This window comes from Chitinophaga sp. 10T418, from assembly GCF_056394125.1.
The window spans coordinates 335,477-354,973 of the sequence record NZ_JBFTHG010000004.1 but is presented as its reverse complement, the minus strand read 5'-3'; the positions used below and the strand labels follow the sequence as shown (position 1 = coordinate 354,973).

The following is a 19,497-nucleotide window of genomic DNA, read 5'->3' as shown; positions in this document are numbered from 1 at the left end:
CAGCCGTTTAGCTTACAACACAATGTTTTGTATCAGCTCAGACTTAAACGGATAATCAGTATTGAAATGAAGTCCCCTGCTTTCTTTGCGGAAGGACGCGCCTTTTACAATCAGATAACCTGCTGTGATAAGATTGCGTAGTTCACACAATTGTGGTGACACCATGGTTTTTTCGTAGAGATCTTCTGTTTCTTCGTGTAAGATATCCAGTCTGCGGAGGGCGCGTTGCAAACGCACATCTGTTCTTACAATCCCTACATAATCACTCATGATTTGTTTGAGTTCTTTCAGACTTTGTGTGATGAGGATCATTTCTTTGGGCGCCGTAGTGCCCGTGGCTACCCAGTCGGGTACATTCTCTTTAAATTCCAGCTGGTCTATTTTGCTGGTAGTATCAATGAAACAGCGGTGCGCAAACACCATGGCTTCCAGGAGTGAGTTGGAAGCAAGGCGGTTGGCGCCATGCAGACCGGAGCTGGAACATTCGCCGCAGGCGTATAAACTGCGGATGGAGGTCAGTCCCCATTCATTGATTTTGATACCACCACAGCTGTAATGAGCTGCAGGCGTTACCGGAATCATTTGGGTAGCTACATCAATACCAGCAGCCTTGCAGGTTTCGTAGATGTTGGGGAAATGATGAATAAATTTCTCCAGATCCATATGCCGGCAGTCGAGGTATACATGTTCGGTACCGGTGATCTTCATTTCGCTATCAATGGCGCGGGCCACAATATCGCGCGGAGCCAGCGACAGGCGCGGATCGTATTTATGCATGAAGTCTTCCCCATGAATATTGCGAAGAATACCGCCATCACCCCGCACGGCTTCTGAAATCAGGAACGAAGGATTTACGCCCGGTTGGTACAAAGCCGTAGGGTGAAACTGGATGAACTCCATGTTTTCGATACGACCTTTGGCGCGGTATACCATGGCCACGCCATCGCCGGTGGCGATGTTGGGATTGGTAGTACTGCGATATACCTGTCCGTTGCCACCGGTAGCCAGCAACGTTACTTTGGCAAGAATCTTTTCTATTTTGTTGGTGGTAAGGTTCAGCACATATACACCGTAGCATTCAATGTCTGGTGTGGATTTGGTGACCAGGTAACCCAAATGATGCTGGGTGATGAGGTCTACTACAAAGCAATGTGTGATCAGTTCTATATTGGGGCGGCGATGAATAGCATCCAGCAGCGCGCGTTCTATTTCTTTACCGGTAATGTCTTTATGATGAATAACCCTGAATACAGAGTGGCCGCCTTCACGGCCCAGCGAGAAGTCGCCATCGGGGTTTTTATCGAAGTTAGCCCCCCACTCAATGATTTCGTTGACCCTTTCCGGACCTTCCGTTACCACTATTTTTACTATCTCCTCATTACAGAGTCCGTCACCGGCGATGAGGGTATCCTCAATGTGTTTCTCGAAACTATCATTTTCCAGGTCATTGACCACTGCCACGCCGCCCTGGGCGTATTTGGTATTGGTTTCATCTTCCCGGCTCTTGGTGATAATCCTGATCTTTTTATCCGGACATTGTTGTGATACCTTGAGCGCATAAGTGAGGCCCGCAATTCCTGAACCGATGACAAGAAAGTCTGTTTGCTGCATAGTTAGACAAAAGTAAGAATTACAGATTAAAAATTACGAATTACGGATGACGGATTTGGCGGAAGCCACCTGTGAATATCCGCCTTTATCCTCTTCTTACTAATTCGTAATTCTTTTCCGGAAATACTCTGTACTACCATATACCAGCCCCCATTGAGCAAAGCCATAGGTGAGCATTACCAGGATATCCCCACCGGGCAGCGGGTGGTAAAATTTGCCTACGGCAATCAGGGAATCAGAGATCAGAAATAATACGGCGCCTGCCATACAATACCAGCCTGCTGGCTGTCGCCGGAAGTGAAAGGCATGGAGGACACTCTGCACCGTAATAGAAAGTGCCAGTGCATATACCATAACAGGAATGGTTAAACTACCGAGATAAGGCACCAAAAACAAGATAAACACAATGACGACTGCTGCGTTCAAAAACACCAGGGGGTATTTGCAAAACGGCACCGGCAGATTACTATACCTTATTTTCAGAAAGAAGATAATGTACATGATATGTGCTACRAGGAAGCTGCCTAGTCCGGGAAGAAATAAGTTATTAAACAGCAGCAGATCATCTCCCAGGGAGGAAAAGAACAACGCCATCAACAGGAAGATGCGGAAACTGCGCGGTATTTTCACATCGGCATACAATACATAAATCGCCAGGAGCACTACCAGCAAAGGCTTTGTGGCATACCGGCAACTATCTTTGTCAAAAGCAATGAGCAGTATATCTGCCAGTAATACAAGGAAGTATATAATCAGACTTCGAGGGCGCAGCATGAGGAAAAGGGCTTATGGTACCAATATAACAATTATTCTCTAAGTATTCAACAGAATATAGAACGTAGTGCCGTTACCGTTAATGCCCGGACTCATCACTTTTAGCTGTCCACCGTGCATTTGTATGATTTGTTGTGATAAGCTCAAACCAATACCAGAGCCTTTCTTTTTAGTAGTGAAGAATGGAATGAATATTTTGTTCATCGCGTCCCGGTCGATGCCCGGGCCATTGTCTGTTACTTCAATGCATATCTGCTGAATGTTGTTAATATACAGTTTCATGCTGATAGCAGCCTGCGGTGTTTGTTCCAATGCATCCATGGCATTTTTTACCAGGTTAATCAGCACCATTTGCAGTTGCGATACATCGGCATGGATCTCCATGTTTTCGGCATCTACTTCGAGGGCGAACTGTATGCCTGCCTGTTTCATATCTGTCTGGAAAAGGCTGCTGACGGAGGTGACGAGTGTTTTTACATTTACGCTGGTAAACTGTGGCTGCGGGAGTGTGGTATAATCGCGGTAAGCATTTACAAAGTTCATGATGCCTTTGCTACGGCTTTCCACTGTCTGCAGTGCTTCGCGCAAGTCTGAAATGCCTTCCTGGTGCTGTGCGCCGGGGGCGATGTCAAAATCAACGATTTCCTGCATGGTACCAATCAGTGATACAATTGGTGTAACGGAATTCATGATTTCATGGCGAAGAATTTTGGTCAGGTTTTGCCATGCTTCCAGTTCTTTTTTCTGGAGTTCCGAATGGATATTCTGTATAGAAATAAGTTTGATGAGTCGTCCCTGCAAACGAACGGTGGCGGCGTGTATAGAGAGCTGTTGTTCCTGCCGGGTAGCATACAATGTTTTGTTGCCGGAAGATAATTCCATCAGCAACTCTGCCAGGCCGGGATGCACGGTTTTCAGTTCGTGAATATTACGGAGCCGGTAGATACCCATGAGGCGGAAAGCCGCGGGGTTAATGAGTTCTATCTTCCCTTCCGTATCAAAAGATAATACGCCGATACTGATATGTTGAACAATGGTGTCAATATATTTCAGGTTGGCTTCTTTCTCTGCCCTGGTTTGGCGGAAAGCTTCCAGTACTTCATTGAACTGATGATTGAGCATGCTGAAACTCTTGCCCAGTTTGTTATCCGCGCTGAAGCGGATAGAGAAATCTTCATACCGGATAGATTCCAGGAACAGCGTGAGTTTCCGGTTAATCCGGTTCAGGTAATAGTAAATGCCATACAGTTGTAATAATATCAGTGGCAATAACAGGAATGCCAATGGCTGCATGCTGTGCATGTACAACCATATGGCTGCTGTAAGTGTGATAGCCAGCAGGATGACCCGTAGACTGATATTAATGCTGAAGCGATTCATGGAGAGCTTTTAGCCGTTAGCTATTAGCTTTTAGCCTGTAGCGTATAGTCTTAGCAGATAGCCGTAAGCTACAGGCTAAAAGCTAATAGCTAACGGCTAAAAGCTATTTAAATATTATATTTTTCCAATCTTCTATATAATGCTGCTCTGCTGAGCCCCAATTCTTTCGCGGCTTCGGTGATGTTGCCGTTACATTTTTTCATGGCCTGTGAAATGATATTCCTTTCCATTTCTTCCAGGTTGTAACCGGTATCCATGGCCTGATCTGCGTTGTTGTTATTTTTTACAAAAACGTCTTTGGGCTGCAGTGTTTTCCCTTGTGAAAGGATCACAGCTCTTTCAATAGCATGCTGCAGTTCGCGGATATTACCTGGCCAGTCGTAGCGCTCTAATTGAGTGATCAGTGATTCATGCATACTGTTTACCGGGCGTTTATATTTATCGCGGTACAGTTGCAGGAAATGTTCGGCGAGTGGAATGATATCTTCCACCCGTTCGCGCAGGGGAGGAAGGTGTATTTCGATGGTATTGATACGATAGAGCAAATCCTGTCTGAACAGGTGTTGTGCTGCCATGTGTTGTATATTTCTGTTGGTAGCGCAGATGAGTCTAACGTCAATGGGTACACTTTTGTTGGAGCCCACTTTGGTAACGGATCTGTTTTGCAGTACTGTCAGCAGTTTTGCCTGGAAGGGAATAGAGATATTACCTATTTCATCCAGGAAGATGGTACCGCCGCCGGCTTCTTCAAAGCGGCCGGTGCGGTCTTCGCGGGCATCGGTGAAGGCGCCCTTTACGTGGCCAAATAATTCACTTTCGAAAAGGGTTTCGCTGATGGCGCCCAGATCCACGCTGACAAAGGGTTTGCTGCTCCGGTTGGACTGTGCATGTATTTGCCGGGCCAGCATATCCTTACCGGTACCATTTTCTCCGAGAATAAGGATATTGGCATCGGTGGCAGCTACTTTGGATACCGTATCAAATACAGCCAGCATACCGGGACTTTTACCGATTACCTGGTTGCCGGGATGATGAACGGCAGCGGGTGGTTTATCCTGCTGGGCAGCACGTTTATTATAGGCAGTTTGAATAGTGGCCAGTAGTTTTTCATTTTCCCAGGGTTTGAGTACAAAGTCTACCGCACCTGCTTTGATAGCTCTTACAGCCATTTCCACATCGCCATAGGCGGTGAATAAAACGACAGCCGTTTCTGGTTTAATATCCAGGATACGGTCCAGCCATTCGAAGCCTTCTTTCCCGCTGCTCAGGTCGCGGGTGAAATTCATATCCAGTAAGATTACATCGTAATCGAAGTTGGATACGAGGTAGGGTATTTTTTGTGGATTCTTCTCAAAATCAACCTGTTCAAAATGTCTTTTCAATAACAGGCGTGCTGCACGTAAAACGTCTACATCATCATCTACAATTAAAATCTTAGCTGGTTGCATGTTAGTCATATGCGAAAGGTGAATAGTTGACAATATTAAACAAAGATTCTTTCAAAGCCACAGCTAAATTCAGGATCTTTTAAAAGTGTCCGATTCTGGACACCCCATGTCCGGCAAAGGACGTTTTTTCAGGCAAAAAATCAATGGAATCGTTGCTGGTAAAGTCTTTATAGCTTTGGCATGTGGATTGACTTTCTAGGAACAGCAAACTTTTCGCTAATAAACATGGACAGAAAAATAGAAAAGAAGTTTTGGAATAAGAAACGCATCATGATGATAGGTGGTGGCGCCGTAGTAGCAATGCTGCTGCTGTACACCCTGATCTTTGCTGATCACCGGGCTACCCTGAATGTAGAAAAGGATAAGATCACTATTTCTACAGTGAAAAAGGGAACCTTTGATGTATATATTGCCGTGACTGCCGTAGTAATGCCCCTCAAAACCATTCGCCTGGATGCCATCGAAGGAGGATATGTAAGCCGTAAATACCTCGATGGGGGTAGTATGGTAAAAGAAGGGGATTCTATCCTCAGACTGGATAACCAGCACATGATGATGGATTTCGTAAATCATGAAACGGAGATTTACCGGTTACGTAATGAGTTGCAGAATACCAGGCTGAGTATTCGTCAGCAGGACTTTACCATGCAACAAACTATCTCGGATATAGATGCCAAGATAGAGGCAGCTCAGGATCTGTATGACCGTAATAAACAACTGGTAGAGGAGAAGATAGTAGCCCGTCAGGATTTTAATAAGAACAAATTTGAGCTGGAAGGTCTGCTACGCCAGAAGGACATTCAGTTACAGTCTCAGAAATACCAGCAGGAGAATGCCAAAACGCAGATCACTCAGCTGGAAGGTACCCTGGCCAGAACCCAGCGTAACCTGGAGCTGATGAAGGAAAATCTGAACAGCCTGATGGTGCGTGCCCCGGTATCCGGACAGCTGTCTTCCATAGATGTGGAAGTAGGATCCAGCATTGTCGCCGGGCAGAATATAGGCCAGATCGATGATCTGAACGGGTTTAAATTACGTGCCGATATAGATGAACACTACGTTTCCCAGGTATTTGCCGGTTTGAAGGCCTCCTTCGAATTTGACGGGAAATCTTATGATATGGTGGTTACCAAAGTGTATCCCGAAGTAAAAAGTGGTCGCTTTCAGGCTGATATGACCTTCGAAAAGAATACACCTGAAGGCATCCGTCGTGGACAATCCTCTCCTATCCGCCTGGTATTGGGTAAGTCCGCAGAAGCCATTCTTTTACCACTCGGTGGCTTTTTCTCCGACACTGGTGGTAACTGGGTATATGTAGTAGATAAAAACGGCAACCGTGCAGTAAAACGCAATATTTCGCTGGGCCGTAAAAATCCTTTATATTTTGAAGTACTGGAAGGTTTACAGCCTGGAGACCAGGTCATTACTTCTTCTTACGAGAACTTCGGTAATAAAGATGTTTTATCCTTTTAGTAATCATCCATTTTTTTATATAAACTAGCATTTAAAATAACAAACACTTATGATACGCACCGTTAACTTACAGAAGCTGTTTACAACAGAAGAGGTAGAAACCACTGCTCTCAACGGTATTAACATGGAAGTGCAGGATGGCGAATTTGTGGCGATCATGGGGCCTTCCGGTTGTGGCAAATCCACTTTGCTGAACATTTTAGGCTTGCTGGATAACCCCAGTGATGGCGAGTATCACTTCTGGGATAAGGAAGTAGCGCGTATGAGTGAAAGACAGAGAGCACAGCTTCGCAAAGGCTCTATTGGATTTGTATTTCAGAGCTTTAACCTCATTGATGAGCTGACTGTTTTCGAAAATGTAGAATTGCCTTTACTATACCTGAAAGTACCCGCTGCCGAAAGAAAAGTGAAAGTAGAAGAAGTACTGGAACGTATGAATATCATGCATCGCCGTAATCACTTCCCGCAGCAGTTATCCGGAGGTCAGCAACAAAGGGTGGCTATTGCCCGCGCAGTAGTTGCCAAGCCTAACCTGATCCTGGCGGATGAGCCTACAGGTAACCTGGATTCTACCAACGGTGAAGAAGTGATGAAGCTGTTACAGGAACTGAATAATTCAGGAACCACGCTGATCATGGTAACACACTCCCCATATGATGCCGGCTTCGCACACCGTATTGTTAACCTGTTTGATGGAAGAGTAGTAACAGAGAATATCAAGGAACAATTTCATGTGTGATTTTTTTTCGCCATTCTAAAACCACATCATTATGTTCCGGAATTATTTCAAAATTGCTATCCGTCATCTGCAACGGCATAAGTTTATTACGGTGATTAACATCTCCGGACTCGCAGTAGGCATGGCCTGTTGTATCCTGATCGTGCTGTATGTCAGTGATGAGTTGAGTTTTGACAGATTCCACCATAACTTGGATAATATTTACCGCGTTACTACGGCCACCACACATGTCGATGCCGGTACTACAGAGTATGATGCCGGTACCCAGTTTCCCCTGGGACCCAATCTGAAGAAGGATATCAGCAGTATCAAAGAGACGGTGCGTGTAATGGGGCCTGGTAAAACGCTTTATACGGTAGGCGATAAGAAAATATGGGAAGAGAACACAGGTTTTGCAGATCCGGGCTTCTTTCAGCTTTTCAATTTTCCTTTGCTGGAAGGGAATCCGGCTACTGTTTTAAAAGAACCCTATTCCATTGTTTTAACCGAATCCGCAGCAAAAAAATACTTTGGAACCGAACCTGCAATAGGTAAGCTCATCAAGGTAGGTAACGGCTATAGTTGTACTGTAACCGGCATCGCGAAAGATCTGCCATCTAATACGGACCTACGCCTGGATATGATCATGTCGCTCTCCACCATGATCACTCAGTCGGCAAAAGCGGGAAGTATGTTGGAAGAGCAGTGGTTCATGTTTGCCAATAATGTTACCTATGTGCAGTTGGCCGATCATACGCCTCCGGCTAAATTGACTAAAGAGCTACAAGCGTTTGTAACCACCCATATCGGCGGTATACTGAAGAGACATAATATAAAGTTTGAACTGGAATTGCAGCCGATTAGAAACGTACATCTGCATCCGCAGGGAGATAAGGGCGTTAATAATTCTGCCATGATCTGGATGTACATTGCCATTGCTGTTTTCCTGATCCTGATTGCCTGTATGAACTTTATGAACCTCACTACTGCCCGGGCACATGAAAGGGCCAAGGAAGTAGGATTGCGTAAGGTATTGGGTGCTGAAAGAAAGAGCCTGGTGCTCCAGTTTCTGACAGAATCACTGGTGATCAGCATCGTATCTTTTGTGCTGGCATTTATGTTGGCGGCTACGCTAATGCCTATGTTTAATGCGATTACCGGTAAAGAATTATCGTTGTTATCTTCTACGAAGCTGTTGCTGTATGCCGGTTTCCTGTTACTGGTGCTGGTAGTGGGGCTTATCGCCGGTAGTTATCCTGCACTCTATTTATCTGGTCTGTTACCGGTGCGTGTGCTGAAAGGGAATTTCGTTACATCCGGTTCCCGTGTGTTGGTGCGTCGCGGGCTGGTAGTAGCACAGTTTGCCGTAGCGGTAGCACTGATTATTTCTACCGTAGTGGTGTTTTCACAACTGCGTTACTGGCAACAAAAGAACCTGGGATTCGACAAAGAACACCTGGTGAATGTATACCTCTCGGGCGTGGATGGTGGCGCTAAAACGGCGTTGCTGAAATCGTCTTTTCTAAATTTATCCGGTGTACAACAAGTATCCATGCACAACTTTTTAATGGGCAGCGGGGTGTTTAACAATAACCCCATTGTACGGGAAGGTGGTGAAGATAAAGATGGTTTTGTAGCCGGTATCATACAATCAGATTTTGATCTGCTCAAAACAACGGGTATTAAACTGGTGGCGGGGCGCGATTTCAATGCGGCATTGTCTACAGATTCTTCCGATGCTTTTATCGTAAACCAGACAGCCGCCAGGCAACTGGGCTTTAAGGATGATGCGGTTGGTAAACGAATTGAATGGAGACCGGGATATATGAACAGACACGGCACCATAATAGGTGTGGTGGAAGATTTTAATCTCCGCTCGCTGCAAATGCCGGTAGATCCTATCATCTATATGGTAAAACAGGATGAAGCAGCGATCCTTACATTGAGGTTGGCTGCAGGTGATCAAAAAGCAATATTAAAACGTGTGGAAGCGGCATGGAACAGCATTGTTCCGGATACGCCGTTTAATTTCACCTTCGTAGAAAATGATATCAGGGCGCAATATGCCGCAGAACGTACCCTGGGTAAATTATTCGGCATCTTCTCCGGGCTGGCTATCTTCATTGCCTGTATGGGTTTACTGGGATTGTCTATGCTCATTTCCCGGCAGCGTACAAAAGAAATCGGTATCCGGAAAGTACTGGGTGCTTCTGTTGCCAATATATCCTTGTTGTTATCTAAAGACTTTCTCAAACTGGTATTGATAGGTATCTGCATTGCCTCGCCAATAGCCTGGTACGGCATGGAGAAATGGTTACAACATTTTGCATTCAGAGTACATGTAGAATGGTGGGTGTTTGCCCTCACTGCAGTGCTGGTAGTATTGATTGCGTTGTGTACCGTAAGTCTGCAGTCTGTAAGATCGGCATTACTGAATCCGGTTAAATCACTTAGATCTGAATAAACATGATTAAGAATTATTTCCGCATTGCCTGGAGGAATCTGCAAAGAAGCCGTTTTTTTGCTGCGCTGAATATAGCCGGGCTTGCCTTTGGCATGGCGGTATGTTTCTTCATTTTATGCTGGGTGACAGATGAATACAGCGTAGATAAATTTCATGCGAATGGTAAAAATATATATCGGCTACAGGTAAATGTGGACTGGGGCGGCATACGAACCATGGGCGTTACACCTGTTGTTTTAGGAGATGAATTGAAAAACACGTTTCCTGAAATAACAGCCAATGTAAAGGTGAGATCGTTTGAAGATAATATGCTGTTTAAAACGAACGGTAAAACACAAGTAGAGCGGAAAGCCGTGTATGCTACACCTAACTTCCTGGAAACATTTGACTTCTCTTTAGTAGCTGGCGACAAACACACTGCGCTGGTACAGCCTAACTCCATTGTGTTGACCGAGGCGTTGGCTAAAAAATATTATGGCGATGGTGACCCTATCGGGCAAATCATAAAGCTGGGTGATGGAAAGAGTTTGCAGGTAACAGGTGTACTGGCAAAGCTTCCGGCCAACTCTTCCCTATTGTTCGATTTCATTATGCCTTTCGCGCTTACGTTACAGAATGATCCGTGGTTGCTAAAGCCAGGCAGCTACAGCATCTCTAACTATATGGTGCTCCGGCCAGGTACGGATATTCAGCAGTTGACCGCCAAAATGCAGCAAAATTACAAGCGGCAGAATCCTACCCAAAAGAACGAATTATGGCTGCAGCCTTTTGAAGACGTTTACCTGCATGGAAAATATGAGAACGGAAAAGTAACCGGTGGAAGGATAGAATATGTACGCTTATTTTTTATCACGGCCCTGATAGTGTTGGCCATTGCCTGCATCAACTTCATGAATCTCTCTACTGCACAAGCTTCGAGGCGTGCACGGGAGGTAGGCGTCCGTAAATCATTGGGAGCTACCCGCTCTTCCCTGGTTATGCAGTTTACCGGCGAAGCTATACTGATGGCGGCAATTGCGGCCATCATTGCAGGAGTAGTTGTAGTAGCGCTGATGCCAGTGTTTAATAATTTTACGGGTAAACATATTGTTTTTACGCTACCCATTGTTGGCAAATATTTGCTCGGGTTGTTAGCGGTAACGCTGGTAACGGGTTTACTGGCCGGTAGTTATCCTGCCTTTGTGTTATCCCGGTTTCTGCCGGTGAAAGTACTTAAAGGCGATGTTAGCAGCAGCGGAGGTGCTTCCCTGTTAAGGAAAAACCTGGTGGTGATACAGTTTGTATTGTCTTTTATTTTCATTGTGGGCAGTGTGGTTATCTACAGCCAGATGAATTATATCTATCACCGCAACCTGGGAATGGATCGTGAAAATGTGATGTATGTAGAACTGGACAATGGCTTTCATCCTAAGCAGGATGCTATTGAACAGGCGCTTGCACAGTTGCCGCAGGTAAAATCATTTACTTACAGCAATTTTCTGCCGTTATCTATTGGAGGGAGTAGCGCTGACCTTGCCTGGGAAGGCAAGCCCGATCAAATGGTAGTAAATACAGCACCATTGGTGATAGGGTATGATTATACAAAAACATTGGGAATATCAATGATGGAAGGCCGCGAATTTTCCCGCGATTTTGCTTCTGATTCAGGTGCCTATCTTATCAACGAAACAGCCGCCCGCATAATGGGAATGGTAGATCCGGTAGGGAAGGAGATTGGCTTCTGGAATGGAAAAGGAAAGATCATAGGCGTAGTGAAAGACTTTCATTTTGCCTCTATGCGTGAAAATATTAACCCGGTAGTCATGATGCTGCAACCAAAGGATAATAACTATATCATGCTGCGTTTGGCTAAGGGAGATGTGGCTGCAGAAGTTGCTGCTGTTGAAAAAGTCTTTAATAGGTTGAATCCGGAATATCCGTTGGATTACCATTTCCTGGATGAAACTTTTGATAGCATGTACCAGTCAGAAACGATGCTGAAGAAGCTGGCAGAAGTGTTTGCGATCGTGGCCGTGTTGATTTCCTGTCTGGGATTATTTGGTTTGTCTGTTTTTACAGCAGAACAGCGTAGAAAGGAAATAGGTATCCGGAAGATATTGGGTGCATCGGTGATGAGTGTTACTACGTTGCTTTCCCGTGAATTCCTGTTGCTGGTGGGTTTGGGCGTGATGCTGGCGACACCGGTGAGCTGGTACCTGATGCACAACTGGTTATCTGGTTTTGCATACCACGTAAACTTATCCGCCTGGGTCTTTATCACTGCCGGTTTGCTGGCATTGATGATTGCCCTGGCTACGGTGAGTTTCCAGTCAGTAAAGGCAGCATTGGCTAACCCGGTACAATCTTTAAAATCAGAATAAACGTTACCATATATGTTTTACCGTTATATTATCATAGCAATCAGAAATCTGCGCAGACAAAGGTTATTTACCTTTGTCAACATCGCCGGGTTGGCAGTGAGTATGGCGGTATGTCTGCTGGCACTGATTTCTACCAAGGATAATTTCACCTACGATAATTTCCACCCTGATATCGACCATACCTGGCGTATTACTACCAGGGTACAAACGCCTGATGGCAGAAAGTATCATATGGCCAGCACACCGCTGCCTATGGGAGAGGCGTTGAAAAACAACTACAGCGCTATTCAACAGGAAGTAACGTTATATGGGGCATTATCAGGAGCTGGTAAAATAAATAAGCAGAAAATTAATGTAAGCGGCGCCTTTGCTACGCCTTCTTTTTTCAATGTTTTTGGATTCAAACTGGCTGCAGGCAATCCGCTCACGGCCTTAACCACTCCCAACAGCATTGTGCTGACAGACGAAACGGCCAAACGATTTTTTGGTACACTTGATCCTATGGGGAAAGTGATACAGTTTGATAAGTTGGGGAGTTTTATTGTTAGCGGTGTATTACAACCTGCACCTTCCCTGACACATATCGGCTATGAAGCATTTGGCTCCATGTCGTCTGTAGCAGCATTGGAACAAAACCATGTATTGCCGGATAGAGAACAGAACTGGAATGTTATTCTGAGTAGTTACACCTATGTGGTGATGCGTCCTGGCGAGGGTAGATCAGCATTAACCGCAGCCATCAACGATTTGGCCCACCGGTATGATGACTTACCTGGAAAAGGGCAGGGGCATATTGCTTTTGAGCCTCAGGCATTGAGTAAAATCAGCCCTTCACAGGGATTGTATGATGATATTACAAGTGCGCCGCCATGGGAAAAGATACTGACTGAAGTTGGTGTGGCTTTCCTGCTCCTGACCTGCGCTTGTTTCAACTATACTAATTTATCTATTGTTCGTTCCCTGCAACGGGCCAAAGAAGTGGGCGTGCGCAAAGTCAATGGTGCGCAACGCTGGCAGATCTTCATGCAGTTCATCACAGAATCTGTGCTGATGTGTATACTATCGTTAATCCTGGCGATTATCCTGCTGTTAGTGATGCAGAGTACCCACTTTAAGGCGTTGCCTATACCTGATACCAACCTGTTGGATGGGCAGCTATTGCTCCTGTTCCTGGCATTCAGCATCATCACCGGAGTGGTAGCAGGTACTATACCTGCCTGGGCATTATCGTCTTTCCAACCGGTTAAGGTGCTGAAGAACCTGATAGATATCAAACTGTTTGGTGGGCTGGGATTGAGGAAATCCCTCATTGTTATTCAGTTTTCACTTTCCTTAACTGCCATCATTTTCCTGGTGACCGTGTACCGGCAGTTTAGCTATAAAGCGGTAAAGGATATGGGTTTCTATCGCAAAGATATCCTGAATGTACCGCTGGCAGATGTGGACTTTCAGTTGATGAAGGAACGTATGATGTCGCTGAATGGAGTAACAACGGTGGCAGCCAGTTCCGGCACACTCGGCATGCCCCGGGATGCCAGTTTTTGCGAGATGAGAACCGGCGACAGCAAAGATAAAATAGAGTTCGGCTATTATGCGGGAGATGCTGATTTCTTAAAAGTGATGCATCTCAAATTGATGGCGGGTAGCAGCTTTCCAGTCGCCGCATCTAAAGAAAAAGAACAATATATTATCGTGAATGAAAAAGCAGTGAGCGTAATGGGGGGTAAAACGCCTGCTGATGCCATCGGCAAAACCCTGTGGCTATCTGATTCTCTGCCGGTAAATATTGTAGGAGTTGTACAGGACTTTAACTTTCAACCCATAGAAGTAAACATACGGCCGATGGCCATTCGTTATCGTCCTGCTGAATTCAGGCAGTTGCAATTGTCGATGGCAAAGGGAGATAAGGAACAACAAATCGCTGCGGTGAAAAAGATCTGGTTGGAATTGCATCCTGGTGAAATATTTTCTTCTGAATGGATGGATGAGCAATTACTCAACCGCAGCGGACAGGAAGTGATTCCCATACTGGGATTCCTGGTATTTATTTCTACCATGATTTCTGCGCTGGGCCTGTTGGGCATGGTGGCGTATACTACCTTTACCCGCAAAAAGGAAGTCAGTATCCGTAAAATACTGGGTGCCAGTGCATCCGGGTTATTGATATTATTATCTAAGAATTATGTGCGCCTGATTTTCATTGCCAGCTGTATTGCCCTGCCGTTAGGGTATCTGGGCAGTATGCTTTTCCTGCAAATTTTCGCTTACCGGGTCAGTATAGGTATTCTTCCTATGTTGGGAAGCTTTGCTTTCCTGATACTGCTGGCCCTGATTACCATTCTTTCACAAACATGGAGAGCTATTGAAGTGAATCCTGTTGACAACCTGAGGAACGATTAACAATGTTATTATACAACTACATAAAGCTCGCATGGCGCAATCTGGCTAAAAGAAAATTATATAGCTTCATCAATATTGGTGGGCTGGCAACGGGATTGTGCGTATGCATGTTGATTATGCTCTATGTAGCGCATGAACTGAGCTACGACCGTTTTCATAAAGACAGTAACAGGATCTTCTCTTTATTGGAAAAAATAAAGATGGAGAAAGATACCATACAGTTTGACCGGTTTAATTATGCTACAGGGCCGGCTATACTGCAACAGGATGCAGGCGTAAAGAGTTTTCTGCGCATGGGTAGTTTGCCCGGGGAAACTACGGTGATGCAAAATGTAGCCAATCCGGCTATCCGTGATGAGGAAAGCGCCACCTGGTTTACAGATGCCAACTACTTCAGCTTTTTCTCTTTCCCCTTGCTGGAGGGCGATCCTGCCCAAGTGCTTAAACAGCCGTTTACAGCGGTGATAACCACTTCCATGGCAAAGAAATACTTCGGTACCAATGAGGCCGTTGGGCAGCAATTACGGTTTAATGGAAAGTATATTTTTGTTGTTTCCGGCGTCATGGCCGATGCGCCCTCCAATTCCAGTATTCAGCCTGACTTTTTATTGTCTGTTTCCAGCATGGCCGGTATTGAATCCATGAAATCGTTTATTACGGATGACCGTGGCTTTGGTGGCCTTTTTAAAACCTATATCAAACTGGCAGATGCCACCTATGCAGGGCAGGCAGAGCAGCATATTAATCAATTGTCTAAGGAAGAGGGAAGAGCTGTGATGGTTCCTTTGACCAGCGTACATATGGCCGCTAATTTCAACGCCGGATTTAACCTGCGTTATCTGAAGCTGTTTCCCTTGGTAGCAGGCCTGATCCTGTTAATGGCCCTGATCAACTACATGAGTCTTGCTACCGCCAGGGCTACTGTGCGTGCCCGTGAAATAGGTGTGAGAAAAGCGTTGGGTGCAGATCATAAACGTATTGCGCAGCAGTTTTATGTGGAGTCAGCCATGTATGCTTTCCTGGCATTTTGCCTGGCAGTATTGCTTTGTATGCTGTTGCGTCCGGGATTTTTTAATTTGTTACAACTGAAGGTAGATGTGAGTTTCCTCTATCACCCGGTTGTATTGATGATATATGCAGGATTACTTTTTCTGACAGTTTTAATTGCGGGCAGCTACCCTGCGTTTGTGCTTTCCCGTTATAATCCTGTTACCGTGTTATCTGGTAAAATGAGTAAGACGGGTGGTGTTGGTGTGAGGAAAGTGCTAACGGTATTACAGTTCGGCATCGCAGCGGTACTTATTATCTGTAGTATCGTTATTAACAGGCAGCTTTACTTTTTCCGGCATACAGCTACTGGTATCAACCAGGAAAATGTAGTGATGCTGCCGTTTCAGAATTCTATAGGCACACACTACCAGGCATTCCGGCAACAGGTAGCCGGGTTAAATGGGGTGATGCAAACCGCTACGGCGCGTTATCCTTTGTACGATGGCTATGATATGTGGTTTGTAGCAGGAGAGGGCGACCGTCCGGGCATGGCGCTTTCCATGCTGCGCATTGACCGCCCGCTGATTGACATGGCAGGTTTACAGTGGAAAGTACCACCCGCTGATATGGAGCAACTGGGCATGGACGGAACTATCGTATTAAATGAAGTGGCAGCAGAAAGCTTCAATCTTACCCCATCTCCCGTAGGGAAACATATAAAAATGGGTAATAAAGAAGTAGAGGTAATCGGTGTACTGAAGAACTTCCATTTTAAATCGTTGCATGCCGCCATTCAGCCGCTGGGGCTGACCGTGGAAAAAGGTAATTCAGCTACATGGGGTGCTAACACCCCGGGATGCTTATTTGTAAAGATTGCGCCTAAGCAAAACATCCCTGCATTACTGGATCAGATCAAAAAAATATACGCAGGCTACGATATGCTTACCCCTTTTCAGTATAGTTTCCTGGATGATGCATTTGGTAAAATGTATACTGCAGAAGACAGGCTGGCCAGCATTTTCGGCGGATTTACGGCACTCACCGTTTTAATCGCTGCACTGGGCTTATTGGGGTTGGCCGCTTTTTCAGCGGAGCAACGTACCCGCGAAATTGGCGTACGGAAAGTGCTGGGCGCCAGCGTATTACAAATCACGACCCTGCTTTCAAAAGAGTTTGTAAAATTAGTCTTAATAGCATTGGTGATCGCATCACCTATTGCCTGGTACCTGATGCAGCAATGGTTGCAGCAATTTGCTTATCGCATTCATATGCAGCCCTGGATGTTTGTATTGTCGGCCTTTGTAGCTGTTGCAGCAGCGCTAATGGCCATTGGACTACAAACCATCAAAGCCGCGATCAGGAACCCGGTAAATGCATTAAAAATTGAATAACAAGTGAACAGCAAATCAGAGTGTGTGTCTACGCACCCTGCTTCTTTTTTTTCACTATAATTATATACATCACTATGTTAAAAAGTTATTTAAAAATTGCCTGGAGGAATTTACGAAAACAAAAAGTGTTTGCTGCGGTAAACATTGTAGGAATGAGTACTGCATTATGCGCTGCATTGCTGTTATCACTCACGGCTTACAGAGAGTGGACCTTCGATAACTTTCATGAAAACGGAAAGGATATCTATCAGCTACTGGGTAAAGAAAATACAGGTAACCGGGTGAAAACCAGTTCCAGTATGTCACAGCCGCTGGCAGCGGCTATTAAAAAGGAAGTTCCCGGCGTAAAGTATACCACCTTTATAGCCAATGATAATTTGCCGGTAAGATATGGTGCCAACCATTACTACCTGGAAACCCAAATGGTGAATGCTGATTATTTAAAGATGTTCACCTTTCCTTTGCTGAAAGGGAATAAAGACAATGCCCTGCAAGACCTGAACCAGATTGTGCTTACAGAAAAAGCTGCAACCACCTTGTTTAAAAATGAGGAACCAGTAGGGAAAACGATAGAGCTGGATTTGGGCGGTAAATGGCAGCCTTTCATTGTAAGTGCAGTAGCTGCCAATATTCCGGACAATTCAGGATTGAAGTTCGCGCTGCTGATCCGTTTCGAAAATGAACCGGAATATGCCAAAACCAAAGGTGAATGGAATGCGTCTAACTTTCCTGTATTTGTACAACTGGAGCCGGGCGTAAAGCCTGCTTCTTTCGAAAAAAATATTGTTCCGCTTTTGCATAAATACTACAAAGGTAAAATTGAGGACATGGAAAAGAATGTAGGGGCAACGGCTAAAAGCAAAGAAGTATTCTGGCTGGAAACCTTGTCGCTGAAAGACTTTCATCTGAGTCCCAATGGCGCTTTTAGTAGTGGCCTGAATAAATTTTATCCATGGTTGATGGTGATCCTGGCCACGCTGATCATTAGCATTGCCTGTATCAATTTTATTAATCTTTCTATTGCCCGGTCTTTTGGCCGCAGTGGAGAAATAGGACTGAGGAAATCACTGGGAGCGCAGGACAGACAGCTGTTGCTGCAGTTTTGGGCAGAAGCATTCCTGCTCTGCTGCTTCGCATTTTTACTGAGTGTATTGCTCATGATAGCGATCCTGCCTTATTACAACCAGGTATTTGGCCACAACATTGCACTGGGCATATTCCATAATTTAAACGTAGTAGCGGGTATTGTAGTTGGCTTTTTTGTCATTACGCTGCTGGCTGGAGGCTATCCCGCATGGAAAGTAGCCCGCCTCAATATCTTAGAAGTGCTGAAAGGAAAGCTGGGATTGTCGAAAAGCAGCGGTGTACGCAATAGCCTGATTATCGTCCAGTTTGTGGTAGCCGTAGTCCTGATCAGCTGCACGTCTATCATCTGGCAACAACTTAAATTCATACAGTCGGCCCCGTTAGGATACAATGCCACACAAGTCATCAGCATTCCGCTTGATAATGCGCCAGCATCTGCTATTGCAGCCATGCGCGCCCGACTGGCTGACTTCCCGGAAGTAAAAAGCGTTACAGGCAGTATGCTTAACCTGGGATTGGGAAAAGATGGCTCCTCCGGCAACTGGACCAGGGGGTTTAGCTATAAAGACAGACAGATTAACACGCAATGCCTGGTGGTGGACTACGACTATGCCACCACACTGGATTTGAAGATGATAGCCGGCCGTGATTTTTCCCGCAACTACGGCACCGACAGTACGGCTGTTGTTATTAATGAAGGAATGGCCAAACAACTGGGAGTAGCCGATCCCGTAGGGCTGGAGTTTAAAATGGGAGATGATATGCCCGTACATGTGATCGGCGTAGTGAAAGACTATCACTATGAATCCCTGCGTAAAAAAATAGATCCACTGATAATGCTCATGAATGAGCATTCTGCGCTCTATTATATTTTTGTAAAAGTAGAAACGCGTAATCCCATCGCCTCGTTGAAGAATATAGAAGCGGTGTGGAAGAACTTAAACCCCTTGGCGGAAAATGAGGCTTCTTTCCTGGATGAAAATACAGAAAGACTGTATCAGCAGGAGCAGCGGTTTTCAAAGATATTTATGACAGGGGCTATCCTTGCTGTGATTATTTCAGGGATGGGATTATTTGCTATAGCGGTATTGGTAATGGCCCAACGGAAAAAGGAAGTAGGTATCCGCAAAGTATTGGGGGCTTCCATTGGAGGTATCGTATTACTGTTGTCCAAAGATTTTCTGCGCCTGGTACTGGTGGCAGTTGTGATTGCTACACCTGCGGCCTGGTATTTCATGCATCGCTGGTTGCAGAACTTTGAATTCCATGTAAACATACATTGGTGGGTATTTGTAATAGCCGGATTGGTGGCAGTGTTGATCGCATTTTTAACCGTGAGTATGCAGTCGGTAAAAGCTGCATTGGCTAACCCGGTAGAAAGCCTGAAAAGAGATTAATATTT

General features: G+C 45.3%; 11 protein-coding genes. 7 read left to right on the top strand and 4 right to left on the bottom strand.

Annotated elements, in window-relative coordinates; all coding sequences use genetic code 11:
- Positions 1–12: 12 nt before the first annotated feature.
- From nadB to AC1DCV_RS13605, 4 genes are all read right to left on the bottom strand, one after another.
- Positions 13–1,611, bottom strand: a complete 1,599-nt coding sequence (gene nadB / locus AC1DCV_RS13620) for an L-aspartate oxidase (protein ID WP_477023657.1) — start codon at positions 1,609–1,611, stop codon at positions 13–15.
- Between the two features lie 99 nt (positions 1,612–1,710).
- Complete coding sequence (locus AC1DCV_RS13615; protein ID WP_477023656.1) at positions 1,711–2,385, bottom strand: lysoplasmalogenase; 675 nt, start codon at positions 2,383–2,385, stop codon at positions 1,711–1,713.
- A 39-nt stretch (positions 2,386–2,424) separates the two neighbouring features.
- Positions 2,425–3,765: a sensor histidine kinase gene (locus AC1DCV_RS13610; RefSeq protein ID WP_477023655.1), complete on the bottom strand. Its 1,341-nt coding sequence runs from the start codon at positions 3,763–3,765 to the stop codon at positions 2,425–2,427.
- A 107-nt stretch (positions 3,766–3,872) separates the two neighbouring features.
- Positions 3,873–5,213, bottom strand: a complete 1,341-nt coding sequence (locus AC1DCV_RS13605; RefSeq protein ID WP_441577699.1) for a sigma-54-dependent transcriptional regulator — start codon at positions 5,211–5,213, stop codon at positions 3,873–3,875.
- A gap of 225 nt (positions 5,214–5,438) precedes the next feature.
- Between AC1DCV_RS13605 and AC1DCV_RS13600 the strand changes: the two genes are divergently transcribed.
- From AC1DCV_RS13600 to AC1DCV_RS13570, 7 genes are all read left to right on the top strand, one after another.
- Entirely contained in the window at positions 5,439–6,686 is a 1,248-nt protein-coding gene (locus AC1DCV_RS13600; protein WP_477023654.1) for an efflux RND transporter periplasmic adaptor subunit, read from the top strand.
- Positions 6,687–6,735: 49 nt separating this feature from the next.
- Entirely contained in the window at positions 6,736–7,425 is a 690-nt protein-coding gene (locus AC1DCV_RS13595; RefSeq protein ID WP_370908667.1) for an ABC transporter ATP-binding protein, read from the top strand.
- Positions 7,426–7,456: 31 nt separating this feature from the next.
- Positions 7,457–9,868: an ABC transporter permease gene (locus AC1DCV_RS13590; RefSeq protein WP_477023653.1), complete on the top strand. Its 2,412-nt coding sequence runs from the start codon at positions 7,457–7,459 to the stop codon at positions 9,866–9,868.
- A 2-nt stretch (positions 9,869–9,870) separates the two neighbouring features.
- A complete protein-coding gene (locus AC1DCV_RS13585; protein ID WP_477023652.1) occupies positions 9,871–12,228 on the top strand; it encodes an ABC transporter permease in 2,358 nt (785 codons plus the stop codon).
- Positions 12,229–12,240: 12 nt separating this feature from the next.
- On the top strand, positions 12,241–14,628 hold the full coding sequence (locus tag AC1DCV_RS13580; RefSeq protein WP_477023651.1) for an ABC transporter permease: 2,388 nt from the start codon (positions 12,241–12,243) through the stop codon (positions 14,626–14,628).
- A gap of 2 nt (positions 14,629–14,630) precedes the next feature.
- Positions 14,631–17,009 carry an ABC transporter permease gene (locus AC1DCV_RS13575; RefSeq protein ID WP_477023650.1) on the top strand — a complete coding sequence of 793 codons (2,379 nt, stop codon included), beginning with the start codon at positions 14,631–14,633 and terminating at the stop codon, positions 17,007–17,009.
- A gap of 152 nt (positions 17,010–17,161) precedes the next feature.
- A complete protein-coding gene (locus AC1DCV_RS13570) occupies positions 17,162–19,492 on the top strand; it encodes an ABC transporter permease (protein ID WP_477023649.1) in 2,331 nt (776 codons plus the stop codon).
- Positions 19,493–19,497 lie beyond the last annotated feature (5 nt).

Coding starts and splice junctions, on each gene's coding strand:
- nadB (WP_477023657.1), bottom strand. CDS start 1,611: ATGCAGCAAACAGACTTTCTTGTCATCGGTTCAGGAATTGCGGGCCTC.
- AC1DCV_RS13610 (WP_477023655.1), bottom strand. CDS start 3,765: ATGAATCGCTTCAGCATTAATATCAGTCTACGGGTCATCCTGCTGGCT.
- AC1DCV_RS13605 (WP_441577699.1), bottom strand. CDS start 5,213: ATGCAACCAGCTAAGATTTTAATTGTAGATGATGATGTAGACGTTTTA.
- AC1DCV_RS13600 (WP_477023654.1), top strand. CDS start 5,439: ATGGACAGAAAAATAGAAAAGAAGTTTTGGAATAAGAAACGCATCATG.
- AC1DCV_RS13595 (WP_370908667.1), top strand. CDS start 6,736: ATGATACGCACCGTTAACTTACAGAAGCTGTTTACAACAGAAGAGGTA.
- AC1DCV_RS13590 (WP_477023653.1), top strand. CDS start 7,457: ATGTTCCGGAATTATTTCAAAATTGCTATCCGTCATCTGCAACGGCAT.
- AC1DCV_RS13585 (WP_477023652.1), top strand. CDS start 9,871: ATGATTAAGAATTATTTCCGCATTGCCTGGAGGAATCTGCAAAGAAGC.
- AC1DCV_RS13580 (WP_477023651.1), top strand. CDS start 12,241: ATGTTTTACCGTTATATTATCATAGCAATCAGAAATCTGCGCAGACAA.
- AC1DCV_RS13575 (WP_477023650.1), top strand. CDS start 14,631: ATGTTATTATACAACTACATAAAGCTCGCATGGCGCAATCTGGCTAAA.
- AC1DCV_RS13570 (WP_477023649.1), top strand. CDS start 17,162: ATGAGTACTGCATTATGCGCTGCATTGCTGTTATCACTCACGGCTTAC.